This window comes from Salinivibrio kushneri, assembly GCF_005280275.1.
GTDB lineage: Bacteria > Pseudomonadota > Gammaproteobacteria > Enterobacterales > Vibrionaceae > Salinivibrio > Salinivibrio kushneri.
Map to the genome: position 1 here is coordinate 317,165 of NZ_CP040022.1, position 26,862 is coordinate 344,026.

At 49.7% G+C, this 26,862-nt stretch carries 24 protein-coding genes; 7 read left to right on the forward strand and 17 right to left on the reverse strand.

What is annotated here, in order from left to right; genetic code table 11:
- Positions 1–132: 132 nt before the first annotated feature.
- Positions 133–624 carry a SixA phosphatase family protein gene (locus FCN78_RS14540; RefSeq protein ID WP_077520517.1) on the reverse strand — a complete coding sequence of 164 codons (492 nt, stop codon included), beginning with the start codon at positions 622–624 and terminating at the stop codon, positions 133–135.
- A gap of 71 nt (positions 625–695) precedes the next feature.
- Complete coding sequence (locus FCN78_RS14545) at positions 696–1,640, reverse strand: chemotaxis protein CheV (protein ID WP_069360941.1); 945 nt, start codon at positions 1,638–1,640, stop codon at positions 696–698.
- A gap of 429 nt (positions 1,641–2,069) precedes the next feature.
- Between FCN78_RS14545 and FCN78_RS14550 the strand changes: the two genes are divergently transcribed.
- The 4 genes from FCN78_RS14550 (at position 2,070) to FCN78_RS14565 (ending at position 7,441) form a co-directional block, all read left to right on the forward strand.
- The gene (locus tag FCN78_RS14550; RefSeq protein WP_069360940.1) at positions 2,070–2,999 is read left to right on the forward strand and encodes a chemotaxis protein CheV; all 930 of its coding nucleotides are present in this window, start codon (positions 2,070–2,072) and stop codon (positions 2,997–2,999) included.
- Between the two features lie 276 nt (positions 3,000–3,275).
- Entirely contained in the window at positions 3,276–3,581 is a 306-nt protein-coding gene (locus tag FCN78_RS14555; protein ID WP_025744875.1) for a DUF496 family protein, read from the forward strand.
- A 372-nt stretch (positions 3,582–3,953) separates the two neighbouring features.
- Positions 3,954–6,131 (forward strand): TonB-dependent receptor, encoded by a 2,178-nt coding sequence (locus tag FCN78_RS14560; protein WP_077658953.1) that lies wholly within the window; start codon positions 3,954–3,956, stop codon positions 6,129–6,131.
- Positions 6,132–6,241: 110 nt separating this feature from the next.
- Positions 6,242–7,441: an MFS transporter gene (locus tag FCN78_RS14565; protein WP_077658952.1), complete on the forward strand. Its 1,200-nt coding sequence runs from the start codon at positions 6,242–6,244 to the stop codon at positions 7,439–7,441.
- A gap of 61 nt (positions 7,442–7,502) precedes the next feature.
- Here FCN78_RS14565 and FCN78_RS14570 read toward each other — a convergent pair whose 3' ends face one another.
- From FCN78_RS14570 to FCN78_RS14595, 6 genes are all read right to left on the reverse strand, one after another.
- Positions 7,503–9,140 (reverse strand): EAL domain-containing protein, encoded by a 1,638-nt coding sequence (locus tag FCN78_RS14570; protein ID WP_077658951.1) that lies wholly within the window; start codon positions 9,138–9,140, stop codon positions 7,503–7,505.
- Positions 9,141–9,305: 165 nt separating this feature from the next.
- Complete coding sequence (locus FCN78_RS14575; protein ID WP_077649400.1) at positions 9,306–10,448, reverse strand: HDOD domain-containing protein; 1,143 nt, start codon at positions 10,446–10,448, stop codon at positions 9,306–9,308.
- A gap of 272 nt (positions 10,449–10,720) precedes the next feature.
- Positions 10,721–11,728, reverse strand: coding sequence for a sphingomyelin phosphodiesterase (locus FCN78_RS14580; RefSeq protein ID WP_077658950.1), 1,008 nt, complete (start codon positions 11,726–11,728; stop codon positions 10,721–10,723).
- A gap of 151 nt (positions 11,729–11,879) precedes the next feature.
- The gene (locus FCN78_RS14585) at positions 11,880–14,147 is read right to left on the reverse strand and encodes a response regulator (RefSeq protein WP_077658949.1); all 2,268 of its coding nucleotides are present in this window, start codon (positions 14,145–14,147) and stop codon (positions 11,880–11,882) included.
- 224 nt (positions 14,148–14,371) lie between these two features.
- Entirely contained in the window at positions 14,372–15,457 is a 1,086-nt protein-coding gene (gene hppD / locus FCN78_RS14590; RefSeq protein ID WP_069360933.1) for a 4-hydroxyphenylpyruvate dioxygenase, read from the reverse strand.
- A gap of 297 nt (positions 15,458–15,754) precedes the next feature.
- Positions 15,755–16,099 carry a hypothetical protein gene (locus FCN78_RS14595; RefSeq protein WP_046075644.1) on the reverse strand — a complete coding sequence of 115 codons (345 nt, stop codon included), beginning with the start codon at positions 16,097–16,099 and terminating at the stop codon, positions 15,755–15,757.
- Positions 16,100–16,307: 208 nt separating this feature from the next.
- On the opposite strand from FCN78_RS14595, the gene fabG reads away from it, so the two are divergent.
- Positions 16,308–17,039 carry a 3-oxoacyl-ACP reductase FabG gene (gene fabG, locus FCN78_RS14600; protein WP_077650683.1) on the forward strand — a complete coding sequence of 244 codons (732 nt, stop codon included), beginning with the start codon at positions 16,308–16,310 and terminating at the stop codon, positions 17,037–17,039.
- Between the two features lie 33 nt (positions 17,040–17,072).
- Positions 17,073–17,780: an SDR family oxidoreductase gene (locus FCN78_RS14605; RefSeq protein ID WP_069360931.1), complete on the forward strand. Its 708-nt coding sequence runs from the start codon at positions 17,073–17,075 to the stop codon at positions 17,778–17,780.
- Between the two features lie 32 nt (positions 17,781–17,812).
- Here FCN78_RS14605 and FCN78_RS14610 read toward each other — a convergent pair whose 3' ends face one another.
- The 5 genes from FCN78_RS14610 to FCN78_RS14630 all read right to left on the reverse strand — a co-directional run bounded on the left by FCN78_RS14610 (position 17,813) and on the right by FCN78_RS14630 (position 23,047).
- Positions 17,813–18,502, reverse strand: a complete 690-nt coding sequence (locus FCN78_RS14610) for a hypothetical protein (RefSeq protein ID WP_077658948.1) — start codon at positions 18,500–18,502, stop codon at positions 17,813–17,815.
- A gap of 193 nt (positions 18,503–18,695) precedes the next feature.
- Positions 18,696–19,889: an acetate/propionate family kinase gene (locus FCN78_RS14615; RefSeq protein ID WP_077658947.1), complete on the reverse strand. Its 1,194-nt coding sequence runs from the start codon at positions 19,887–19,889 to the stop codon at positions 18,696–18,698.
- A gap of 7 nt (positions 19,890–19,896) precedes the next feature.
- On the reverse strand, positions 19,897–21,315 hold the full coding sequence (locus tag FCN78_RS14620; RefSeq protein WP_069360928.1) for a bifunctional enoyl-CoA hydratase/phosphate acetyltransferase: 1,419 nt from the start codon (positions 21,313–21,315) through the stop codon (positions 19,897–19,899).
- Positions 21,316–21,371: 56 nt separating this feature from the next.
- The gene (fabI, locus tag FCN78_RS14625; protein ID WP_077658946.1) at positions 21,372–22,145 is read right to left on the reverse strand and encodes an enoyl-ACP reductase FabI; all 774 of its coding nucleotides are present in this window, start codon (positions 22,143–22,145) and stop codon (positions 21,372–21,374) included.
- A gap of 314 nt (positions 22,146–22,459) precedes the next feature.
- Positions 22,460–23,047, reverse strand: coding sequence for a nucleoside triphosphate pyrophosphohydrolase family protein (locus FCN78_RS14630; protein WP_077658945.1), 588 nt, complete (start codon positions 23,045–23,047; stop codon positions 22,460–22,462).
- 223 nt (positions 23,048–23,270) lie between these two features.
- On the opposite strand from FCN78_RS14630, the gene FCN78_RS14635 reads away from it, so the two are divergent.
- Positions 23,271–23,780: an outer membrane beta-barrel protein gene (locus FCN78_RS14635; RefSeq protein WP_069360925.1), complete on the forward strand. Its 510-nt coding sequence runs from the start codon at positions 23,271–23,273 to the stop codon at positions 23,778–23,780.
- On the opposite strand, the gene FCN78_RS14640 is transcribed toward FCN78_RS14635, so the two are convergent.
- The 4 genes from FCN78_RS14640 to FCN78_RS14655 form a co-directional block, all read right to left on the reverse strand.
- The gene (locus tag FCN78_RS14640) at positions 23,748–24,527 is read right to left on the reverse strand and encodes an NRDE family protein (protein ID WP_077457119.1); all 780 of its coding nucleotides are present in this window, start codon (positions 24,525–24,527) and stop codon (positions 23,748–23,750) included. The two genes, FCN78_RS14635 and FCN78_RS14640, sit on opposite strands and share 33 nt — an antisense overlap.
- Complete coding sequence (locus FCN78_RS14645; RefSeq protein ID WP_077658944.1) at positions 24,515–25,063, reverse strand: hypothetical protein; 549 nt, start codon at positions 25,061–25,063, stop codon at positions 24,515–24,517. Before FCN78_RS14645 ends, FCN78_RS14640 begins: the two co-directional genes overlap by 13 nt.
- Positions 25,064–25,132: 69 nt before the next feature.
- Positions 25,133–26,245 carry an ATP-grasp domain-containing protein gene (locus FCN78_RS14650; RefSeq protein ID WP_077658943.1) on the reverse strand — a complete coding sequence of 371 codons (1,113 nt, stop codon included), beginning with the start codon at positions 26,243–26,245 and terminating at the stop codon, positions 25,133–25,135.
- A complete protein-coding gene (locus FCN78_RS14655; RefSeq protein WP_077658942.1) occupies positions 26,242–26,829 on the reverse strand; it encodes a DedA family protein in 588 nt (195 codons plus the stop codon). Before FCN78_RS14655 ends, FCN78_RS14650 begins: the two co-directional genes overlap by 4 nt.
- Between the last annotated feature and the right edge of the window lie 33 nt (positions 26,830–26,862).

The following is a 26,862-nucleotide window of genomic DNA, read 5'->3' on the forward strand; positions in this document are numbered from 1 at the left end:
CGATTGCTTACAAAGAAATTAACGGGGTTATCCACAGATACAGTAGATAACTTTACCCTCACAGCGCTAAATATAGTTTAGGTCGCACAATATCTAGTATGCATATGACGTCATCCTCTCCCAGATCCTAAACTAACCGCGAAGTCGCTTGGGCCAGTCGAGAAAGCAAAGCTGTGCATGCGTATTCGCGACCTCTGTCCAATGTTCGACCGGATACTGCACCACAGCCACCCCTGACGTCGGTAAGTTATCCTTAGTCATCCCCACGCCATATAGGTAATCGTTTAGTGCGGGGTTATGGCCAATAACCATCGCCACATCGTGTTCTAACTCAAGTGCTTGGATGGTATGAATGATTGCCGATGCATGCTCACTGTATAGCTTTTCCTCTAAAACAATGGGCGGCTTGTCGGCAAGCGTTTGTGCCACCAGCACGGCAGTATCTTTTGCCCGTTGCGCGGTGCTGGTCACAATCGTTTGCGGCTGATGCAGCCACGCGTTCAAGCGCTCCGCCATTTGTGGCGCTTGCCGAAATCCTCTCGGGTTGAGCGGACGCGCGTGATCATCAAGGCTAGGATCATCCCAACTGGATTTTGCATGGCGCATGAGAAATACCGTTTTCATCGTCTCCCTCCTTGTTCAATAAAAAAAGCGAGCCACGGCTCGCTTTTTGTTCACACGGGTGCCTAGGCGGTTTAACTCGCCACAACTTGGCGTAAACGCTCCTGCACCACATTAACCAACAGGTCGGGCTGGAATTTAGAGATAAACTGATTACAGCCCACTTTCTCAACCATTGCCTCATTGAAGCTCCCGCTTAGTGAGGTGTTCAGTGCAATGTACAAATCACTCATCCGGCTATCAGAGCGCACTTCATGCGTCAGTTTATAACCGTCCATTTCCGGCATTTCCGCGTCAGTGATCATCAGCAAAATTTCGTCACTCACGTTTTTACCTTCATCGCACCAACTCTTCAGCAAATGCAGTGCTTCCGCACCATTTTTTTTAATGATGCACTCGACACCAAACTGCGACAAGGTTTCACTAACCTGCGCCCGCGCCGTCGATGAGTCATCAACAACCAGGACTCGCTGTCCCGCCATATAAGGGGTCAAGTGGGGGTCGAGGACATCTTCAGAAACGCCAACCTCGTACGCCACAATCTCTGCCAGTACTTTTTCCACATCGACAATTTCCACTAAACGCGTTTGCCCGTCAAAGTCTTGGCGAGTAATGGCCGTTAAGTAATTATTGCGCCCTGAACTGGAAGGCGGCTCCATGATCTCATCCCAGCCCATGTTTTTGATATTGATCACCTGCCCAACGAGGAATGCTTGGATAGTGCGGTTATATTCAGTCACGATAACGTTACATTCATCCGACATGCCTATCGAGCCCATGCCGATGGACTGGCGTAGGTCAATCACCGGAATAGATTTGCCACGAATCATGGCAACGCCACGAATATTAGGATGCGATCCCGGCATTTGGCTGAGCTTTGGCACTTTAATGACTTCACGTACTTTAAACACGTTGATGGCAAAAGGTTGGGTAGAGCCAAGGTAAAACATTAAAAGTTCGAGGCGGTTTTCACCCACCAATCGTGTCCGCGAATCTACCGAATCTAAAATATTGGTCATAGTTCACTCAACCGTCGTGTTACTGCTCATTCGCATTTATCCGGACACGTAAACCCTTGCTAACGTGCCTCAATGTTGGGGGCTTTTGTGTCGCGTTGCACTGTGACTTCACGTCCCGTGACAAAAAGCGTGTGTCATTCTTATTTTAGGTAAGATACAGCCACAGGCAACCTCTTTGCGTAAGGTGACGCCTAAATGACTGGCTCACTGAGTCTATATCTTTCGCTATCTTAGCAAAAGGCATGGCTTAAAAGCGTGGTATACACCACGTTTAAATGAGACTATCAATAAGTTTCAAATGTGAGACAATAGCAGGCAAAAGTTTTATCTTTTCGCCCGTTAGCCCTATCCTTGGGGGTAAGAATAGGTGATCAAAGACAACATTGTTACCATACTCAAAAGAATGACGATAACACGCAGAGTGATGCTATGAAGAGCAAAGCGAATCAAGCACAAGGCATGTTGATGTTCCGCCTCACCGCCACCCAATCTTTCGCGATTGGGACGCTAAAGGTACGAGAAATCATCCCCTTTCAGCCGCTCACGGATTTGCCGGGATCTCACCCAACGGTGATCGGAACCACTAGCTTCCGTGGCATCGCCACCCCTGTCATTGATATGGCAAAAGCGATTGGCTACAAACCCGTTGCTAAGTCAGAATGGGAGTCTTGCTACATTATCGTGACCGACTGTCAGCGTCGGGTGATGGGCTTTTTGGTACGTGGTATCGATAAAATCAGCGAGTGCGACTGGCGCTCTATTTCCGAGCCCCCTGAAACCTTGGGAACACGTGCTTTTTTAACCGGGGTGATGCACATCGACGATAAGCTGGTACAGCTTCTCGATGTGGAGTACATCATGGAACACATTTTCCCCTCTGCGCCTGATAAATTACACCCCATCCTGGCTGACGTGGATCGTGAAAAGCTTAAACCGATGAATATCCTCTTGGTCGATGATTCACTGACCGCTAGGCGACAGCTTTCAGAGGCACTCGACAGTATCAATATTCCTTACTTTGTCACCAACAATGGCCTAGAAGCGCTGCAAATGATGAAAAATGCCGCCTCTGCAGGCAAGCCATTTGATATCATTGTCAGCGATATCGAAATGCCTGGGATTGATGGCTATGAGTTAGCGTTTGAAATCCGCAGCGATGATAAACTCGCCGAGGCGTATCTTATCCTCCATACCTCATTATCGAGTGATATCAGTGTTGATCGTGCGAAACAAGTCGGGGCGCACGAAGCACTAACGAAATTCGATGCCACTGAGCTGGTACAGGCCATGTTGCGCGGCGCAATGATGAAAACATCCGGCTCATCGGTCAAGCTCGAAGGCAGTCCAACCGATTACTAAGGGTATGACCGCATTATCGGTGAGCCTTGATATGTGTCATGACACTGTCAATGCTCACCTGTTATCGTTGCCACCATCAATTAGCGAAGAAGGTAGGGTGACGGTTTAGCCAGCTAAATGGGGTTGTTGATAAACAGGCCTCACCATGTCTTTTCTTCACCCGCCTGTTTGATTCAAGTGTTTAAAAACTCCCCACTTCAAGCGCAAAAAGACTGGGTTTGCCGCAGCGCTTGTGGTTTAATTTTTTCATACTTCAAAAAATAGAAGGCGACTACTATGACCAGCGTATACGAGATTGTTAAGCACTCACGACAAAAGAACAAATTGAAGCGCGAAATCCAGGACAATGACAAGAAAATCCGCGACAACCAAAAGCGGGTGGTGTTGTTAGAAAACTTGCTCGACTACATCCAGCCTGAGATGTCGTATGAAGAAATCGTTGAGATCATCAAAAACATGAAAGGCGATTATGAAGATCGCGTTGATGACCACATCATCAAAAATGCGGAGATCTCTAAGCAGCGCCGTGAAATCAGCCGCACTATCAAAGAGTTAACCAAGCAAAGTAAGAGCGGTAAGTAATTCCGCGAGCACAAAACAACAAAAGGTCTACGAGTCAGTAGACCTTTTTGATACGCCTCCCAATGGCTTCCATCGCTTCCCCACACGAAAACGTCTGACCTCATTGATGCGCCACCGTATCTCTGAGCACTGATATCTATCAGAACAATCTTTATTAATCCCTTACATTTACCACGCCTTTTATGCGTTTTTTTCAACAATTTAGGTGAAATGTGGCAATTCGGTTATCAATGTATTGACATCGTTAGCAAAGATCAATAATCATAATGATATCCATTATCATTTGATTTTGGAATTAAGGTAGTGACGAAGAAGTACTGCAGGGACGCAGCCTCATCATGCCCTGCAGGGTTGTGACGTATAAGGATAATTATGAACACCATAAAAGCAGTCGGCTTTTCACTCTCGCCGCTGGCGTTAGTGATCAGCGCCCATCTCGCCCATGCCGCTCCTTCTGCGGCCAATACCGAAACCATCATTGTAACCGGTAGTAAGATTCAAACGACCATCGCCGATTCCGCCAGCACCAACTGGGTGATCACCAATGAAGAGTTAACCCGTGAAATTCAAGGCGGTGAGTCATTAAAAGGCGCGCTCGGGAAGCTGATCCCAAGCTTTGACTTTGGCAGCACCAACGCACGCACCAACGCCTCACAGAATTTACGTGGCCGCAGCGCGCAGATCATGATTGATGGCGTTGCTCTGAATGCCGCTCGCACCATCAGCCGCCAGCTGGATAGTATCGACCCCTTTAATGTTGCGCGTGTTGAGGTACTGTCAGGCGCAACCTCCATTTATGGCGCAGGCGCAACCGGCGGTATTATCAATATCATCACCAAACGCGGTGAAGCAGGCGATGCGCAACTCGAGGTGCAGACTGGCGTCACCACTGGGTTTAACAACAGCGACGATCTCACCAAGCAAGCCGCGATCGCGGTCTCCGGCGGCAGTGATAGCTTGCAAGGGCGCTTATCCGTCGCGTATGAAGGTAAAGGTGCGGCCTACGACGGCAATGGCGATCCTATCCTGCCCGATGTGACCCAAACCGATACCCAATTCAATGACAGCATTGATGTGATGGGTAGCCTCGATTATCGCCCAGATGACGAACAGCACCTTTCCCTAACCGCGCAATACTATGACAGTCAGCAGGATACGGATTATGGGATTGATTACGGGCCTATGTTTGCGGGGCTTCAAGATGACTCTCTGATTAAACGCTCAGATGGACTCCAACTGGATGAGCAACCCTTTACTGAGCGCATGATGCTAAACGCTCAATATAGTCACGCTAATGTCTTTAACCATGCTTTACTGGCGCAGGCTTATTATCGTAAAGAAACATTTGGGTTCTTCCCGTTTCCAATAAGAAAACTTAATTTCAGCCACTTAGGCGCCTCTGAGCAAAGCAATCAGGTACTAGGAACTAAGATATTATTAGAAAAGTCGTTAGATAATTTGACATTAAACTATGGTATCGATCTTAGCCAAGAAAAGTTTGACGCATTTCAGCGGATCTACGAGCAGGCTGCAAGTCTAGAAAGTAACGGACTCACATTTAAGCATCTAGGCAATGTTGGGCGTTACCCTGATTTTACGACTCAAAACGCAGGCATTTTTGCGCAAGCGGATTGGGCCATCAACGATAAGCTGAATGCCTTTGCCGGATTACGCTACCAGTACACCAAATATAAAGGCGATGACTTTATCGGTTTTGCAGAGCAAGCGAAAATACTCGTTGGTGCACTCAACAGTGCGGATACTATCCCCGGTGGCACGACGGATAAAGATATTTGGCTCGCGAATGCGGGACTCAAGTATGACCTGACCGATAACCAACAAGTATGGGCCAATTTTAGTCAAGGCTTTAATATGCCGGACCCAGGTAAATTCTACGGCAAAGGCAAATATTCAGGCGGCACCCTCACCAGTAGTGTGAGTGTTCAGAACACGGAGCTGGATGGTGCTAAAACTAACTCCTTTGAACTTGGCTGGCGCACCCAGCAACAAGACTACAATGCTCAGCTAGCCGCCTACTATTCACTCTCAGATAAGACCTATAAATACAACGATACCGATTTAGAATTAAACAGTAATAAAAAACGTATTTATGGTTTGGAAGGACAGATTAAATACTACCTTACTGATGCTTGGTATAGCCGCGCACAGGGTCACTTAGTGCAAAGCGAAGTGAAAGACCAAGGTAGTTGGGACGATCTCACTATCGAAAACGCCAGCCCTTCTACCGCGATGGCGGCAGTAGGTTACGATAACTTCGATTGGGGCACCGAGCTCAATCTACAACACGTTGGCGATCTGTCTGATGAAGATGGAGACCAACTAGAAGGCTATGAACTAGTCGGCCTCAATGGTTACTACACCTTACCAATAGGCCAAATCAACTTTGGTATCCAAAATTTACTCGACGAACAGTATCAAACCATTTGGAGTCAAAAAGCACAAAAGACCTATGGCTCTGGATTAGCCGAACTATTCAACTACGCCGGTGTCGGCCGTACCTTTAGCTTGAGCTACAGCGCCACGTTCTAATTATGTTCCTTTTCGCGCCCAGTCCTCGCTGGGCGCCTTTTCTCCCAATGTGTTTCAACCATAGTTGCACCACAACATTGCCCAGTAAGCCGTGTCTGTAAGGAGTTGTGATGACACACCCTAAAAGCGCGACACAAACCGCCAGGTGGCAACCGATCACTTTGACCTTGATTGCGGCTTTGATGGGCATCGGTCAGAACGGACTCTTGGTCTCACTCCCCCTGCTGGTAGCGCTAGGTGGCTTTTCACTGTCTACATGGGCAGTGATTATTGCCGTGGGGAGCGTGTTGTTTCTCCCCGCCGCGCCATTTTGGGGACGGATCAGCGACCAATATGGTCCTAAGTTTGTGGTCCTGCAAGCGCTAATCGGCATGGCGATTAGCTTCGCGTTATTGCTCGCAGCGACACTGGGCGCACAGAGCAGCGCTAACCCATGGCCTTGGTTGGCGCTTGCGGTACTGGCTCGGGTGACCTACGGCTTAACGGTCGCAGGGATGGTGCCTGCTAATCAGCATTGGGCCGTGTTACTCGCCGGGGAAGCGCGCCGTATGCAAGCGATCACCTCCATTAGTATTGGCTTAAGCCTCGGCCGACTCGCTGGCCCATTGATTGCCTCAGCCGTATTAGTGATCAGCCCCTACGCTTCACTGACGTTGATGCTACTGCTGCCCGTATTGGCGGCACTGGTTGTCAGTTTGATGCCTCACTGCGCCGGTAAAAAGGACGAATCTCATTCATCCGCCAGTCTGTGGTTAGCGCCTAAAGCCATTTGGCCCTACATGGGTTACGGCCTTGCCGTATGTGCAGCGATTGCGCTGTTGCAATACAATCTCACCCCCATGCTCGATCACCTCACCGAATGGTCCGCTGATCATGTCAGCCAAGCCATCGGCTATTTACTGACGTTAAGCGGTATCGCCACCTTAGCCGTACAAGTGTTGGTGGTAAAAAGGCAGCGTCTGAGCACCGAGCGTATGCTAAGCATTGGCGCAATCAGTCTGGTGTCAGGCTACGCGATGCTATTGATGCCAAATTTTGCCGCGTTAGTGATGGCAATGCTGGTGATATCTGGCGCCTGCGCACTCCTTATCCCTGCCTATACCAGCCAAGCGATGCAACAACTTGACGATCAACCGGGAAAGGTCAGTGGTTATATTGCCATGGCCCATACACTGGGTTATGGACTCGCGTCCCTGCTAGCAACGCTCACGCTCAGTTATCCGCCACTGCCTACGGTCACCTGCATATTGCTTTCCTGCGTGGTTGCCATTGGGATATTTATTATCAAACCGCCCGCTCCGTCTTGCTAACTCAGCTCTCTTAGCAAGCTTTCGCTGCTCGTGCGTCCTATCTCTAGGCAGCGAATAATGCTTAATCACTGCCGCCAAGCTTGGTAGGGCATGTTTTTGACTTAAACGTCGCCAAAAACTCAAGAAGACGACTTCGACGGAGCGGCGCACCAATGACATGGCCTTGCACACGCGTGCAGCCTTTTTCTCTCAAAACGTCGATTTGGTTTTGATTCTCGACCCACTCAGCGACCAACTCTATATTGAGTAAGGTCGCACTCTGGCAAATTGATGACAAGATCACTTCATCCGTTTCACTCTGACCGATATGACGGACAAAGCGACCATCAATTTTTATCACGTCAAAAGGTAACTCACACATGGACTCAAAGCCGGCAAAGCCGGTACCAAAATCATCTAACGCACAGGAAATACCGAGTGATTTCAACTGCTCCATTTGTTGGTGAGCATGCGTAAAATTATGAACCTTCTCGGTTTCGACCAACTCAACCTCAAGTTGCGGAACGTCATCTGGATAGTGAGGCAAAAGGAGATGAATCACACCGACTACAAATCCAGTCTCCAACTGCCGAGCCGTCACATTGACACTGATGGTTTTGGTATTGTCTGCTTGGCGTAACAGATGAATCGCTTCCAGTGCTTGTTCAAACATCACGGTGGTTAACACGTCTTCGAGCTGGTATCGACTCAACAAAGGCAAAAATTCAGCAGGGGGTTGATAACCGCCCGATTCGAGTCGACGTCTCACCAGTGCTTCAAAGCCATCAATGTCGTCGGTCATAATATTCAATTGTGGTTGAAAGAATGCCTCGAAGTGTTTGGCTTCAATATCACGAATCAAGGTGCGCAACGTGGCGTCGTCTTGATGCTCATTGGGACAGGGAAGCCAGTAGTGCACATCGTAAAGCGGAATTTTTTTCGCTTTACGCGCCTGAATCGTCTCGAAGGATATCTCCTGCCAAGAGCGAAGTGCGCTAACCATCAATTGTGTCGGCAGTGCTTTTGTCTCCCTTGCACAGTTCAAGCGCTCAATCAATGCATTTAACAAACGATGACCTGCCGACGAGTAAGCCAATACCCCTACGAACTTATCTGCGACGCGGTACCAGTTAAACTCCGCTATTTGCTCAAGGAGCTCACTCAGACGCCGTAACTGATGATTCCCCGCTATCACCGACTGAGTTTCATTGATCGTGCTGGTTCCTTGACTATCAATAATCGCCACCAACCAGGGTGTTTTAACGTCTACCGCCATCCCCTGAATGCGCTGATTAAGGGCGTCTTGCGACAAACTTCTCGTCAGCGTGTCATGCGGAAAAGACGTATGCTTATTGCTCAAGAGCGTTTTAACCGTATTGCACAACACCTCGCGATCCCAGGGCTTGCTCACGTATTGGCTCAGTGCGCCGGCATTAATAGCCCGAGAAACGCCCGGCAGATCCGCGTGTCCAGATAACATGATGGTGGCAATATCAGGGTACCGTTGGTGAATATTAATCAGTAATTCGGCCCCGTCCATGTGCGGCATCCGATAATCGGAAATCACGAGACCAATGTGATGTTCAGATAAAATAGTCAGCGCCTGCTCGCCCGATGCTGCCGTATGAATATGCGCCACAAAATGACGTAGCTCTCTCTTTAGCGCGCGCAAGATATGCGGCTCATCATCCACCAGTAGAATTTCCGTGTAGGCCATCATGGGCTGCGGCCTCCTATCATCGCCTCATGGACTGGCGGGACATACGCTCAGCATGATTGCCCGAGTCGGGCAACACAATCGTCAATGTCGTTATCCTTCACGAGCCCCTTCCATGTTTATGCTACATGCACAGGAAAAACGCCGTCATATTACGATCTGACGCACTCAAATCGTCTCTTTATACGATTGAGTAAAAAAAGCGCCGATATTGGCCGACCAAGACTGTAAAAGCTTGGCTTTGTCGATATCGTTCGCATTAATCCACTGACGGCAGTAATGCAATAGCGCCCCATCCTTGGTGCGCTCACTGTCAGGGGACAATGGGATGGCACCACTTGCCAGCACAATCTCTGCAAACTCATAGTCATAGCCCCACAAAATAATGATATAACTCGAGACGACGAGCGCGGTATCAAAACGAACGGGTAAATCGCAAATGGGATTGTTGCCATTGTCACGACAGCCAAGCTCTCGCGCCATTAGCTCCCCTAACGCAGACAACACTGATGCAAGATACAAACGCTCTGCGCGCGCTTTGTCATACCCGAGGAATAGCCCCAGCGACTTACTCACATTAGCCAGTTCAATATGTTCATCCACCACCGCATAGTGTTCTTGGGTGGACAAGTGCTTAAAGGCATTATGTCCCACCATTGTCGCGGCAATTGACTCGACCGATTGAATGCCCAATCGATTTATCGCTGTCTCTAGTGACCATGTTCGGTTTCGAAAGCCCAAATAAGCAGAATTAGCAAGCTGTAAAAGTCGGGCAACTAAGGGAGGCTCTTCACTGACCACTCGTGCAATTTGTTCCATGTCCGAATGGGGATCATTAATCGTGGCACGTAAATGGCGCACACAGTCAGGCAAGACGGGGAAGTCCTCAATACCGACCAACCGGTTACGCGTTTCAGCATCAATCGGCAACTTATGGAGACGCTCAACACTATTCAGCACATTATTGAAGTCATCTTCAGAGAAGGGTTTGGGTAATACGAAGTGCACACTGGGCGTGGCTAATTCAGTAATTTTTTGGCGTGTGTTCCCTGTTATCAGCGCACGTATCGTACCCGGGAAACGTGCCCGAACTTGGTCTAGTAATGCATCCCCTTTGAGCTTGGACATCAAGAGATCACTGATCACCAAAGACGGGGGCTGATCATCTAATAGGCCTTTCTCCCACTGGGTAGGATCCTTGATCAAGCTGATAGCCCAACTTGGTTTCAAGCGGCGAATCTCCCGACCAATCGCCTTTAATGTGAGTTCGTCATCGTCAACATAGATGATATGGAAACGCGGCCTAGTCATGCTTCCCTCGTCTTCTGATCGTTGTCCTCAAGCCCCTTAACACTATCGCTAGGTCGCCAATAAGAGAATAATCAACGCCTCGGCGTGTCCCTATGAAGCGTTATCCAAGATGAGATGCCCAGCGATCCTATCAATAAGCGTAGTCCAAAATTCCAGACTGTCTTGGGCTAAGCGCAGAAATAAGCCGTGTCTCGCTGACGTTTATGGAGGGTAGGGAAAGCGGGCTCAACATCGTTAAGCCCGATATCAATGCGATCTATCAAGCGCTGAAATTATTCAAATTCAAACTGTACCATGACCGGATAGTGATCAGAGAGTTCATTGTAGTAACCATCATGATAGGTTTGTCCAGCCGCTTGCGGCCACTCGCCTTCAAGGTAGTCCCAATACCAACGGTCGTTAGCGCTTAACTGTACCACCTGCATCTCAGGTTGATTAGCTGGCACGGCATGATCACGGCTCCACAAAATATAATCTAACGTGGTATTGTAGTTAAGATCATAGTCAAAGTGATACGCGTTCGCTTTCGTAAACCAGTTGTGCTTGGCAGAAAAAGACGTTACCTCCGGTTCGGTAAAGCGCAATGCACCATTTAATGCTGCTTTCATGTCTTTAATTTCATCTTGGCGGCTCCACTCCACATTCATATCACCACCAATAATCACAGGCTCGTCAGCAGGGATCGCCGCCTTGTCGATAAAGTCTTTAATTTCACCTAGCTGACCCAGACGCACTTGATGCTCTTCATCGGACATCCCATCATGCGTGGCTTGTAAATGGGTGCCAATTAGGTGAAAAGCTTCGCCTTCTTTGTCAATTTCGACGTATGCAAAGCCTTTGTTGGCTTGGTAGTCCCAGCTACCTTTCAGGCTGTGATGATAAACGTGCGCTTTCTGAGTCAAAATGGGGTACTTGGAGAGAATCGTCACGCCGCCACGCACGACAAATAAAGAATTGGAGCAATCCCCAGTCAGTGCATCCCAACCTTCTCCGCTACAGTCTTGTCCGACATTCGGTGTTTGATAAGGGTACAGGCTTGCAAGCTGATTCATCGCTTGCTCAGCTTCAGCGTTGAAGGCCTCGCTCACCAAGATCACATCAGGCTGCGTGTCCATGTCGGCAATGGCTTGCGGCAGACGGGCTGCACGCTCAGCTTGATCCCAGTCTTGTAGGTTGCTAAGTTGCATAATGTTATACGCCATGACATTAAGCTGACCCGCATGCGCACTGAGGCTAAGCAGCAACGCCGCTGCCGTTGAGAGCAGTTTATTGATTTTCATGTTTCCTCTTTTCGTTTTGCTTTCTAATTGTTATCGGTGTTTCGCCCACCAAAAGATTAGAAGCCTAACGAAAATCATTTGAGACGCCCCAGTATTTGTTTACTTTTTCTGATAATTTTGTAACTAATATCACGTTCCTTGTATTACGCCATTAATGCGTCACTAAGTAGGTTTGCGAGGTAAAGGTATGTTTTCTCAGCATGGTCGCAAGCTCATGCTGCCTAACAGGTTTGGCAATATAATCATCCATCCCCGCGGCTAAGCACGCTTCCTTGTCTTCCGTTGTCGCATTCGCGGTCAGTGCAATAATGGGGGTTCGGTTAAAGCGTGATTCTTGTGCCCGGATGTGTTCAGCGGCTTGATAACCGTCCATCACAGGCATTTGACAATCCATGAAAATCGCATCAAAAGGTTGGCTTTTCCATAGCGCTAACGCCTGCTCACCATCGGCAGCCGAACGGACATGTACCCCTAGCTGAGTCAATATCGCTTCAGTCACTCGTTGGTTAACTTTGGAATCTTCCACGACTAAGACATGCAACCCAGCCAGTGAGGTGCCTTTTCCGGTAGAGCGTACGACCCCCAGCGTCGGTTGGCGCTGTTGTAAGATCCGCACCAAATGCGCTTTTAAGTCATTAAATTGGTAGGGACGACCTAAGTAACCCTCTATGCCTGAGCGTTCAACCCGCGGCTTATCTAATGCATCAGGCGCCGCCGTTAACATCATGATCGCAGGGCTTTTATCTGCAAATGTAGCAATGATCTGTTCTGCCAAGCGAAAGCCATCCATTTTGGGCATCACTTTATCGAGTAAAATCACTTTAAAGGGATAGTGGCTATCAAGGCGTTCGCGAATTAAAGGGATCACGTCATCCGGGTGCATGCAGCATGTAACCTGGCAGCCAAGGTTGCTCAATTGTGCCGTGGTGATGCGCATGTTTAAACGACTATCGTCTACCAATAACATCGGCGCACCGGCAAAAAGATAAGCCTCGACCGGCGTGGCTAAAGGAATATCCGCACACTCAAAACGCACGGTAAACGTAAATAGACTGCCCACATTCACTTCACTGTTGAGGGTGATTCGCCCCCCCATTAAGTTGACAATTTGCTGTGAGATGGCGAGCCCCAGCCCTGTGCCTCGAGCGGCGGCGGTTAAAGAATCACCTTGTTCAAACTTACCAAAAATACGGCTTTGTTCTTCAACGGGAATGCCTGGCCCGGTATCGCTCACTTCAAAACGCAGCACACTGGCGGTATCCTCGTCGCTCACTTGCTTGATAGAGACAACCACCTCTCCACACTCAGTAAACTTGATTGCATTACCCACCAAATTAATCATCACTTGGCGTAATCGCGGTGCATCGCCGATCAACAATGGGGAAATATCAGCGTCTATCTCGCAGCGAAAGGCGAGTTGCTTTTCCTTGGCACGAAGAATGAACAGGTTCTCGAGATCTTTCCCTAACTCAAATATATTGAGTTCTAATGGTTCTAGCTCTAACTTACCTGCTTCGATTTTAGAGAAATCGAGGATGTCGTTAATGATATCTAATAACGACATCGACGACGTTTCTAACATCTCGACAAACTCTTGTTGCTCGTCATTTAAGCGTGTGCTCTTTAACAGTGAGGCCATCCCAATAATGCCGTTCATTGGTGTGCGGATCTCATGGCTCATATTGGCCAAAAACTCGCTTTTCTTTTGACTGGCCTTTTCAGCGTCGTGCTTCGCGTCCTCCAACTGCGTCAGTTGTTGCCCTAGCGCTGTGATCATGGCGTTATAACGCGTTTCAAAACCCCGCCAATGATGAAATTGGCGTGGAACCTGAATCGGTGTGGGTATGCCATTCTCCCACTGGTTAACTTGCTGGTGTAGCGCCAATAACGGCCTATCTAAGTGGCGGCGCACAATCCACATAGAGCTGATAATTCCCAATCCTGACACCGCCAACCATCCAAGAAAAACCCACTGGGCACTATCACCAAAATAGGCGTTTAACGCCGTGTAATTTGACGCCACCTCAAGTTGCCCAAGGGTATACTCGTTCCCCTCGTCGGTTGCAATTAACGACCAACGCTTTTGCAACGACTGTGCAGCAGGCTCCACGCCGCGCTCAATTAACGAGCCATCGGCATCATATACATGGATATAGTCAATCTCAGGTTGGGCGATGAGCTGCTCTATCTGTTGCTCAAAAGCTTGCGTTTCCACACGCCATAGATGCCCAGTCATCGCACTGACATCTCTGTTGCCTACCTGTTGCAAGGCGCGCTCGACATCTGCTTTGTGCGTTTGGTAATCGCCCAGCAGAAGAAGCGCCGTAAACAATGCAGTCAGTACGGTCCAGCTTAAGGCTAGCTTGGTAACGATTCCCGCAGAAAGCGAAGGGCGTGTCAGGGGGCTACCTACCTTCATAATCACCTTTTTAGTGGGAAAGCTTCTCTGCTAATCATAGAGTCTAATCTTGTTTTGGGCGAGAAATGTCCTAGTTAGTAGGCGAAAAAGGACAAAAAAGGCGCTCCCAAGGGAGCGCCTGCCACACGCAATGTCTACAAATAATGACACGCTACCGATTGGAGTCAGTTTATCCGGATAACCCGTATCGCTGCCCCAAGCGGGTTTGTTATATGCCGTTTCAGTTAGTCCAATACACCACGACGCATTTGATCCAGCTCGATAGACTCGAACAAGGCTTTAAAGTTACCTTCGCCAAAGCCTTGGTTACCCTTACGTTGGATAATTTCAAAGAAGACCGGCCCAATAACAGTATTGGTGAAAATTTGCAGCAAGATGCCGCTGTCTACGTCACCGTCAATCAATACACGGGTGTCACGCAACTCGTCGATGCTTTCTTCATGGCCGTTGACACGCTCGTTGATTTTCTCATAGTAGGTGTCCGGCGTATCCATGAATGCCATACCTCGTTGACGTAACGTCCGCACGGTTTGGTAGATGTTGTCGGTGGTCATGGCGATATGCTGGATCCCCTCACCGTTGTACTCTTTCAAGTACTCTGCAATCTGTGACTTGTCATCACTTGACTCATTGATGGGAATACGGATTTTTCCGCAAGGCGCGGTCAGAGCACGCGACTTTAGCCCAGTCTTTTTGCCTTCAATGTCAAAAAACCGGATCTCTTTGAAGTTGGCAATACGCTCGTAAAAGTCAGCCCACACGTCCATGTTGCCAATATCCACGTTATGGGTTAAATGGTCGATGACTTTCAATCCTGCATCCGCTTCTTTCAGGCGCGATTGCCAATCTGGATAAAAGTCAAAATCGACTTCATAAATACTTTGGTCGCCATAGCGGTCGACAAAGTAAAGCAATGAATCACCAATGCCGTATACCGCGGGAATACTAAGCTCCATTGGACCGATGTTTGGTTCAACCACTTTGGCGCCTTGTTTAGCCGCATACGCAATCGCGTGTACCGCATCTTGAACGCGAAACGCCATGGCGTTGACACTCGCACCGTGCTGCTTGGCAAAGCCTTGCGCTTGTGATTCAGGCTCACCGTTGACGATAAAGTTAGTGTCTCCCTGACGATACAGCCAAACATCCTTGTGTTTGTGTTTGGCAATTTCGGCAAAACCCATCAGTGAGAACAAATTTTTAAGCGCATCAATCCCCGCTTGATCGGGCGCTGTGTATTCGACGAACTCAAATCCATCTGTGCCCAATGGATTAATCGTTTTGACAGGTGCTTGCATGGTTGACGTCATAATCGCTTCCTCCTTGTGTGTAGCATTAGAGATAGCATTAGACGGTGGTTGGGACTAGAGAAGACAGGCGGACAACAGGTTAACTAATTGTTAACCCATAGTGTCACTTATACTGAACAGTGAGAGAAAAAGGCTGATAGCCGCGTTTTATTAGGGGTTTAAGCCAATTAGAAGTGTAAAGAATAGCGACCAACACTCTGCTTTGTTTTACATTTTTGCAACGCAAGATAAAAACCACACAGCAAAGACACAAACGCCGCCCAGAGGCGGCGACCAAAAAGCGGGCGGATGAAAGGATTACACCTTGAGGCTATAACTATTTTGCTGGCCATTGGGTGTGATGGTTTTTTGCACTTGATCCATCAACGCTTGTTGCTGTTGGTTATAGGCATCAGCGCGCGTTTTCTGCGCTTCTTGTTCCGCAACACGATCAATGAGAGCTTGATAATCACGCTTATCCTCACGCTGCTCGCCCGATGCAGCGGCTTCTTTTTGCTCTTCCCGCTCTTTACGGATCAGCTCGGCACGCTCTTGCACGCTCATCGAGTTATTGAGACCGCCATTGACCTGGTCATCTTGACGATCGCGCTGGCGCTGCATGTATTGCTGCGCTAAAGGTTGCGAATTGATTGACGTCGGCATAGGTCCTCTCTCGAACAAGGTGACAGCTTGATTAAATTTTAGCCTATACGCCCACAAATTGATATCTCTATTTACTATAGAGGATGTCACCACTGGCCTAGTTGTTGCACGTTATCTCACGTTGGCCGTGAGATACCAACGCAGAAGCAGGGGCTTAGGTGACCCAACGCCCAAGAAAATCACGATGAATATAATGAGGAGAAACACCATGCTGACCGGTAAACACTGTGTCATTACAGGTGCCGCACAAGGGATTGGCCGCGCGATTGTTGAAACCTTTGTTGAGCAAGGCGCTACCAAAATTTATGCACTAGATAGGAATATTGACAACATGCAAGACTGGCAGACGGATGCGGTTATCGTGCCCGTCGCGCTGGATGTTTGCGATCAAGACGCTGTCGCGAATTGGGTGCAGACCCTGCACCAACAACACGCAGTGATCGATATACTGGTGAACAATGCTGGCATCACCCGAGACAACCTACTCACCAAAATGAGCGAAAGTGACTGGGACGCAGTCATTGACGTTAACCTAAAAGGCGTCTTTACCATGACACAAGCGATCGCGCCACTGATGATAGCGCAAGAGAGAGGCGCGATTGTGAGCTTGTCTTCCGTCGTCGGCACCGATGGTAATATTGGTCAAACCAACTACGCGGCATCAAAAGGTGGCGTGATAGCCATGACCAAAACCTGGTCAAAAGAGCTTGCCCGTCATGGGGCACAAATACGCGCTAACTGCGTGGCCCCCGGTTTTATTGAAACGCCCATGACAGCAAACTTACCCGATAAAGTCATTGAGATGATGAAAGGAAAAACCCCGCTGGGACGAATGGGCACCGCCCAAGACATCGCCAATGCGATCAGCTTTCTCGCCAGTGATAACGCGAGCTTTATCACAGGGCAGACGCTTAAAGTCGACGGGGGATTAGTCATATAATAGTGGAACCAAATCAGCCACTATGAGGCAACAATGACGCCAACACTCCTTATCACAGGCGCAAACCGTGGAATTGGTCTAGCGCTCACCGAGTTGTACCTTGAGCACGGTTGGCAGGTGATTGCCTGCTGCCGCTTCCCCGGCTCTGCGCCTCACTTAATGACATTAAAAAACCGCTACGCAACACTCACCACGCACGGGCTGGATGTAACGGATCATACCGCGATACAGCATCTTGCCTCACAGCTTAGTGACACACCTATCCATTTGCTGATCAATAATGCTGGACTCTATGGCCCCAAAGGCTATCAATTCGGTGAAGTGGACACAGCCGCATGGCGCGACGTGCTGGAGGTCAATACCATCGCGCCACTGGTTATCGCTGAACATTTCACCCCGCATCTTGAAAAGGCAAGCCAAAGTGGCCATACACCCATTTTTGCTTTCTTGTCCTCAAAAGTCGGGAGCATGAGTGATAACCAATCAGGTGGCGGGTATATTTATCGAAGTTCAAAAGCCGCGCTCAATGCTGTGATCAAAAGCCTATCTATTGACCTGCGAAGTAAAGGCATTCGTTCGATTGCTCTCCACCCTGGTTGGGTACAAACGCACATGGGTGGACCCAATGCCCTGATTGATACCGCCACATCGGCACAAGGACTAAAACATGTGCTCGATACCCTCACGGACAGTCAGAACGGCAACTTTATCGATTATCAAGGCCAAGACATTGGCTGGTAAGGGGCGAGGCGGTGATTGCACCGCCTCGTTAATTAGATAGGGAAGAACGTCATCGACGCCATACTGTGCACAACCTGATTGATATTACGGTTGGTGCTGTCTGCCACCATCACCGCCATCATATCTTGAATAATGATCATCTGACTCAGTAAGCGTTCGTAGCTGTAATTGGGCACCCCATTTTTGCCCATGCCATTACTCAGCAACAGCAGTTGGCCGTTGTCGTCCTTTTCATTATTCAACAACCAAGCGATCTTCTCTAGGTTTCGCGCACTGTTATAGAGTTTTTGTTGATCAATATCATCGAGCAAAAAAAACTCAAGTTGATGATTATAGCTGGCACTGATCATGCCGGTAACACCAGCCATGAGCGCAAACACGCGGTCGCCCTCAAATTCACTTGAAAAGGCTAAAGGCAACAGCGCGATACCATCCATTCCCCCTAGCTCTCGAAAGCCATTGTCAGGGCGCTCCGTTGTCATCAATTGCGCCACACGCTTTTCAATGGTCATGCCAGGCACTTTTTTAAGCTCGTGCGGGTTGCGCTTATATAACTTCACGATGAGCGCTTCGCTGAGATCACGAATTTCAGCAATGTGAATATCGGTAATTAAATCCATGTCTGACTTGGCCAGATTTTTAATATCAAATGGCCGACCAAGCTTTTGCGCGCACCCTGTGAGGCTAAGCAATAACACGCTCATCCATACCCAGCGCATCATAACAACATCCTTGCATCCTCTAACTCGGCGCTAGCATAACGATTTACGCCCGCTCGGTGCACTCCTAGAAAAAATCTTGTATGGAATATCACACTTTTAGCGTCTAACGGGCGCTGCAATCATCAATTTACGTTAAACCGTTTTGAGCCAATATCTCCTCCCATTGGCGGCAAACAACGCAAAGAAACGATAATCATCGCAGCATCGCGGCGCAATCAGCGGCAATAACACGCTCTTCATCAGTGGGGATCACCCACACACCGATCTGACTATCCGATGCGGATATACAGGCTTGATTGGCTTGATTGGCCGACGCATCCAAGCGCATGCCTAGCCAATCACACTGTGCCACCACACGCTCGCGCACAGGTGCAGCATGCTCGCCAATCCCAGCGGTGAACACCAGATGATCGACACCGCCCATTGCCGCACACAGGCTACCGATTTCTCGCGCAATTCGATAACAATAGTGCGCTATCGCCTGTTTGGCTCTGGGTTTATCACTGCATAATAAAGTGCGCATATCACTGCTGATCCCCGATAAGCCTAATAGACCCGACTCTTTATACAAAAGTGTGCTGACGTCGTCGGGTGTCATTCCTTCTTCGGTGATCAGGTGCAGCACCAATCCCGCATCAATGGCGCCACTTCGCGTGCCCATGGGTAAGCCTTCCAGCGCCGTAAAGCCCATGGTGGAAGCCACACTTTGCCGTGATTGGATAGCACACAAACTCGCACCATTACCAAGATGTGCAACAATCACTTTAGCGTCGCGATCAAAATCAGGGATCACCTCGGGTAAGCAGCGCGAGATGAAGTCATAGGACAAGCCATGAAAGCCATACCGTTGAAAGCCTCTGTCATACATTGGATAAGGAAGCGCAAATTGACGCGCTTCCTTTGGCTGCTTGGCATGAAAGGCGGTATCGAAACAGGCAATCTGGCGCATATCGGGTAATCGCGTTTGCAATGCTTTAATCGGAGCAAGGCTATAAGGCTGATGAAGCGGTGCTAGCGAGGTTAATGCCTCCAAAAGCTTGACGCTGCGCGCATCAAGAGGCGTTGATTGCTGAAAATGCCTCCCCCCGTGAACCACACGGTGACCGACGGCGACAATATCGTCCAACAGCCCGTGGCGCTCTAACCAGACGAGTAACGACGCGACAGCAGTATGATGGTCCGGCGCAGAGCCCGGGGAGACCGTACTGATCCCCGGCTTATGGCGGGTCATTGATACATCGTAGCGATCGGTTCCGAGCCCTGAGAACTGCCCTTTGACTAAGACATGAACCGATGAGCCAGACCCCGAATCCACGGGGCCCTCGGTATCAAACAATGCAAACTTTAAGCTCGACGAGCCACTGTTAATGACCAGTATGTTCGCCATCGTCGCCCTACTTATACTTATTCAGTGCTTTTCGTTGATGCTCCGCAAGCAACAACGCCAGCGCGCTCGACGCAATACGGGTTAGTGCATCATCGGCACGGCTGGTGAGCATAATGGGCACACGCGCCCCCACCACCACACCCGCGCCGGTGGCATCGGCAAGATAGCTCAATTGTTTCATCAACATATTGGCGGCCTCAAGATCGGGCGCCACCAGAATATCCGCACACCCTGCAACCGGGGAGTCAATCCCTTTGGTTACGCGAGAGTCCTCGGAAACAGCACTGTCAAACGCAAGCGGTCCGTCTAAGATACCGCCCGTTATTTGACCACGTTCCGCCATTTTACACAGTGCCGCGGCATCGAGGGTCGCATTCAATTTCGGGTTAATGGTCTCCACGGCCGACAATATCGCCACCCGTGGATGACTATTGCCAATCGCATGAGCCAGTTCGATGGCATTTTGAATAATATCGCGCTTTTGAGCCAATCCTGGATAGATATTAATGGCGGCATCAGTAATAAATAGCGGGCGCGGGTAGGTCGGCACATCAAAGGCCATCACATGACTGAGGCAGTGCTCAGTTCTCAACCCACCTTCTCGTTTGACCACTTCGTGTAACAATTCGTCGGTATGCAGCGCGCCCTTCATTAGCGCCTCACTCTCCCCCGCACGCGCCATGGCCACCGCTTTTTCTGCCGCCGCATGACTATGAGGTGCATCGACAATGTCAAAGTCACGAATATCCAGCTCGGCTTTATCCGCCGCCGCCATTATTTTGTCGCGAGGTCCGACGAGGGTGGGAATAATGAGCTGCTGTTTCGCCGATGCGACCGCGCCGCGGATCGAGCTATCATCGACTGGGTGCACCACCGCGGTGTGCATAGGATCAGGGTGATCGGCCGCGGTTAAAATCGCATGCAATTGCCCGCGCTCGGATAAACGCACTTCAGGTAAAACGGTGCGTTGACGCCGAACTTTTTTGGTGGGGGCGAGGACGCGCGCTTCCCCTTCAATCACGGTATCACCGCGTTGGTTTTCACAGCGACAGGCAAACACAATGTGGTGATGTTTTTCGTCCATTTTATCGACACGAACGGCAACGCGCAGCACATCGCCGAGCATGACAGGGGCTTTGAACGCCAGTGTTTGTCCAAGGTAGACAGTGCCGGGGCCGGGTAGTTTTGTGCCGAGTACGGTAGAAATCAGTGCCCCACCCCACATACCATGGGCAATCACTTCTTGAAAGCGACTGCTCTTAGCAAAATCATCATCCACATGAGCAGGGTTAACATCCCCCGACATGATTGCAAAAAGCTTAATGTCTTCCATGGTGAGGCGCTTTTCTAAAAACGCCTCATCGCCTAATGAAATCTCATCGTACGTCTTATTCTCGATGACTTCCTCGTTATTCGTCCCTGACATGGCGGGCTCCTTAATAATCGATCAAGTCAAAAAAGTGTGTGTTAGCCTCGTTGCGCTTAAAACCTAAGGTGATGACCAGCATCAACGTAATGGGTTAGCCCCGTCAACACACGGCCGGCATCGGCGCTAAGGTACACCACAGCATGACCAACATCTTGTACGGTTGCCAATCGCCGAAGGGGCGAGCGCGTCTCACCATCCACGGCCAAGGCTTCAAATTCTTTTAACCCCGACGCAGCACGGGTTCTGATCGGGCCGGGGGAAATAGCATGCACCCGGATCCCTTTTGGGCCTAATTCTGCTGCTAAGTAGCGGGTGGTTGACTCAAGCGCCGCTTTGACAGGCCCCATAAGGTTGTAATTATCGACGGCTTTCTCCGCCCCATAATAGGACATGTTAAACAGCGTGCCGCCATCAGGCATCAGTGGCTCTGCCTGTTTCGCCATACGGATAAATGAATGACAAGAAATATCCATCGCTAGCGAGAACCCCTCTCGCGAGCAATCGACCACGCGACCGTGTAAATCATCCAAAGGCGCAAAAGCAATTGAATGCACAACAAAATCAACCCGTCCCCATTTTTCCTTGGCACGCGCAAATAGTGCATCGAGTTGTTGATCGTCCTGCACATCACACAGCATCAGTTCTGGATCGCCCATGGCCGCTTTGAGCGGGGTCACAAATCGCTCTGCCTTGGGTGTGCCATAAGTGACCAGCACATCGGCACCCGCTTGGCTCAGCGCTTGAGCACACCCAAACGCAATGCTGTTTTCATTGGCCAGTCCGGCGACAATGCCGACTTTACCTGCAAGTGAAAAAGGATGTTCCACAATATTCTCCCTACATTGGATAACGACGCGTTCATCGCTCAGTAACCTGAGTGATTACACTAAAACAGACATCATCCACTTTAAATCAACCGCAAACCCTCAACGTAGACTTAAATCAGCGTTAGGTGCAAAAGTATAGAAGAAAAAAGGCCGAGTGACGTGCTAGATAAAAAGACAATTTTGACAATTTTTTATGACAGCCGCGCCTTGGACCACGGCGATAAGAGCTTTCACTCTAATCGGTATTCTCGTCTCACAACCAAAAACGCCACCGCGATCAGCGGTGGCGTTTTACACAAGCGAGAAGCGTAGGACTACGCCAACTCGGCCATCACACACTTGGCAAGGTCAGCGGGACGGTAGTAGACCGATTTCATCACCTTGCCTTCACGGATAAGCTTGCCGTCCACACTGACATCGACGGCACATTTAGCGATGATGCCATCCTCTTTGGGGCTGGCAACGACGTCTATCCCTTTTTGCGCGTAAAACGCTTGGGTATCGGCAAACTCTTGTTGATTGCGACAGACTTTACTCATATTGCTGCTATGCACCTCATCCCAACAGGTCACAAAATCAATACCTAGGCGCGAGGCGATTTGAAGCAAGATATCAATCATGTAGCTCACTTCGAGTTGTTCCCGGTATCCACGCGACCCCATTTGAACAGCGCGCCCCATCAGCACGTAGACACTATCAACAATAGCGTCCACTTGCTCAACCAGCGAGTCGGCTTCCGCAAGCTCTGTCATCTCTTCTACCGCCAACGCCGTGTGCAAATCATCGGCCTTGTCATCGAGAGAATCTGGATCATTGCAGGGCAGATCAAAGGTGGTGCGAAAGGCTTCAATATCACGGTAAAGGTGGTCGTAGATCGCTTGATTGAGAACAGCAAATTTCATTTATAGGGCCCTTTGAGAAACAAACACGCATGCATTCATGCTGAAAGACAAGGGACAATACAATAGCACTGCTCATCAAGACTTAAAATCGATCCTGATGATTCTTTGTCACCAGACAGCGTTAAAGCACAAATATCGCTCAAGCTTAGTGTACGCGCGCCGCTAACTTCTTATACTGAACCTATGATGTCAATTGCACGCTCGGTCAAAAAGGATAGTTACTATGACCAAACATTTATCGCTCGCCACACTGTGTGCTGGCATGCTGCTGGCCACAACCGCACAAGCGCAAACCTCCCCGCTCAGTATCGGTGCTAGCGCAAGTGTCACCGACGTAAAATACGGCTCTCAAACGGAGACAGGTCACACTTGGGAAGTCAATGGCACCTTACGCGTGACAGATTATACGAGCTTATATACCGGATATGGCGAAACCAGCGCTGACTTTGACAATGAGAATGGCACCGAAACCAAGCTGACTTCATCCTATATTCCGGTTGGATTACAAGTTAACTTTCCCATGTCAATGGGCAATATCTACCTACGCGGTGGCGGCAACTACTATCAAACTGAGTTCGGCACAGATAAAGATATTGGCTGGGGCGCCACAGGCACTGTGGGATTTGAATTACAGCCCACCGTTGGCCCTAAAATGGCGTTTGAATTAACCTATGCTGATAGAGGCGACGCAGAAACCAGTTCAGTCAGTGTCGGAACCAGTGTTGGCTTTTAACGGTGTAATGTTATCGGTCACCAGCGGTAAGTGCGTGACCAATGGCCTGCTAACCCGACACGGTGCACCATCGTAATAGTACATGCTGGTCGTCGCCGAGCTGACGCGAATATGGGTGAAGCTCACCGTGCTCGCGTCGTCTCGGTGCATACAAACAGATAAGCTACCTAATACAGGTTCGTGGCTACGATGATACTGGATTAAGCCGTGCACGGAAGGACTCGCGTGCAGGCTTGATGCCAATAGCGCTGAGCGGGTTCGACGCGCATCATCCGGTACCACCGCAGACGACACGACAGGTGGCACACACTCAATACGCTGTAAGGTTTGTCCATCCCAGTGCCACGCCTTTGGGGCCGGGCACCTAGGTGGCGTTCCAATAGGCGAAGCGGGACGAAACACCAGCAAGTTAAACGGTGAGAAATCCGTCATTGTATGCGCAGAGACGATGTGCCCAACTTGGGTTAAGTCACGTGCTCGGGCCACGGATTTAACCAGCTGACCCCGACTACGCTTGGGCACAACAGACGACTGACCTTGATAATCATTTAACAAACAGACCAATAGTCCATGCTCATTCGCCGCTATCCAGGTTCCCATCCCATCAGGATCAATCGGCATAAGTACGCGTGTTCCCGCGATTTGATAAATTTTCGGCGGTATTGCACGGCTTCGACCTCGTGCCTCATCACGGTTAAAACACAGCTCAAACCCTTGCTCCGAGGTCAACCATGTCAGCGTGCACATTGATGTTGCTCTCGCTGATAACTTGCTGTCGCGGCGGCGATGCCAATCTCTTTATCCAACACTTCGCCCAGATCGTGGGCTGCTGTGCGCATCATAGCAAAATGGTGAGTGGCATGACTGGCCACTGCAATCAATTCACGCATTATGGTTGAGGGGGTCTTCACTGTGTTGGAGGCATATAAGGTGACTTGTGTCGATACGTGTATCGACTGCTTGAGTTGTTGATTAGACAGCGTGTGCAACCAGCTGGCTATGGCTTGCCACTCAGCTTGGGCAAGGGATTTATCGGTTTCTACACGATGGCCTCGCCGACGTTCATCTGCATCCATGACGCCACTGCCCTCTCCTTGGTGTAAGGCCCAATACATATCAAGCGCATGACGCATATGTTGGCCAATGGTGCTGGTAAACCCATCAGCCTGCATACGGCTATAAGCTTCGTTCGTGACACTCGCTAGTAGCTGCTGTGCCTGATAAGCCACATCTAGGTTACCACGAATAATCGCACTATCTGCTTTGGTTAGACTCGAATGCATACCCTCACCTTAGTACATGTTGCGGCAATTTGGCGCCATCATCTTCATACAAGCAGATGTCATGCCGTTTTAGTCCGTTCCTGGGTATTGCTTCATCCAGCGCCTTTCTTGATACCAGGCGCGTAGCAAAGCAAACACAGAAGGTGGTTGGTGCCCCCGCAATCGCAAGCGTGCGCCAATATGGTACAAATGCCGATATTGGTGCAGAAGTGCTCTGATGGCTTGGAAATAGCCCCCCTCACTGTCCCAAATATGCGCCGGCTCACTACTCGCGCCGTTGATCTCGACAATACACAGCCCCTTCCCTTGTTGTAACGACGCGATATCGCGAAACTTGATATCGAAACGGCCGAAGTAAAAGCCATTAATGTCTTTGGCGATCGTATCTATTTTTGCCGTCAGCGCCGGCGTCACCCAAGCCGCCCCATCTTTAAAGATGGCACCGCGGCAGTGGCTACCCGAGAAGGCTAGCGGCATACGTACGCCAGCTGGTATTACCTCATCAAGCTGATGATGGTGGCGCTGATGATAAAGATGTCCACGCACAGAGGCGGCATCATGGTGTTGGATAAGCGCGGCTAAGGTGCGCTTACCATCACCGATCACAGCGGGCAAGTATTTCAACCCGAGGGAAAATATTTGCCCCCTTTCCTCGCCGGGATAGCGAATATAGAAAACCCCCGCTTCCGCGTCGTAAGGTGCCAATGCTTGGAAAATAATGTCTCTGTCGGGTGGAAATGTGCGGATATAGGCGAAGAGCTTTCTTTCCGTATCAATGCGCTGAACACCAGCCCCTCGACAGCCTTTGTCCGGCTTAGCCACCAGCGGCATAGTGATACCTGCCTTCGCAAGTTCGGCAAGTAGCGTTTTTTTAATGCTGGGGGTGATGGCATTGGGCCGCGTCCATCGCCAATAGGCAGCGATGTATCGTTGCGCCGTGTCGCCCGCTTGAGCAAACACCTCTGATTTAGCCTCACCCACCATTCCTGAAAGGGAGATGCCTGGGTTGGCAATCAATGGCAATGTCAAACTGCGATAGTAGAGGCCAAGCCCGATTGATTGAACCACGACGGGCGTGTAGAAACACCACGCCGGCAGAAACTCAAACCAGCCCAACGGCCGTGACACAGGGTAATTGGGCATGCCAGCTTGACCGATGAGCATCATCGAGGGCTTTGTCATACCGAACCTTTTGCGGGGGTTAACAATGCGCGACGACGAAGAAAACGATTCATCAGCACCAACGCGATAACCGCAATAGCAAAGGCCCACCCAGTGAGCTGTTTCTCTGCTAGCCATTCACTGTGCTCAATGGTGAATGCCCCCCAAAAGATCACGCCTGTCCAACAGGCGGTGGCAATCCCCACGGACAATAAAAACGTACGAAACGGGATAAAAAGAAACCCACTGAGGCTGTAGGTGACCGTTCTAAGCCCGGGAATAAAGCGTATAAGAAACAGGTTTAAAAAAGCATGCCGACGCAACAAGTGGCGCGCGTCACGGACGCCTTTTAGCATTAACAGACGGGCACGTAAACGCCGGTAGCGTCGCGCGTACCGGCCCAGTAAGAATAGCGCGATATCACCACTGGCAATACCAACAAAGATAGCCAGTAACGCCATAGGCCAGGCTAATACCGCTTGAACAGCAACAAAAGCGGCCAGCGCGATCGCACCATCTTCAAAGACATACGAAGCAAATATAATCACAAAAAATAAACCCAGTGACGGTAAGGTCGCCAAACTGGGTATTATGTTCTCAACCATTGGCTTTCTCCTCCTTATTAATCATAGACAGAG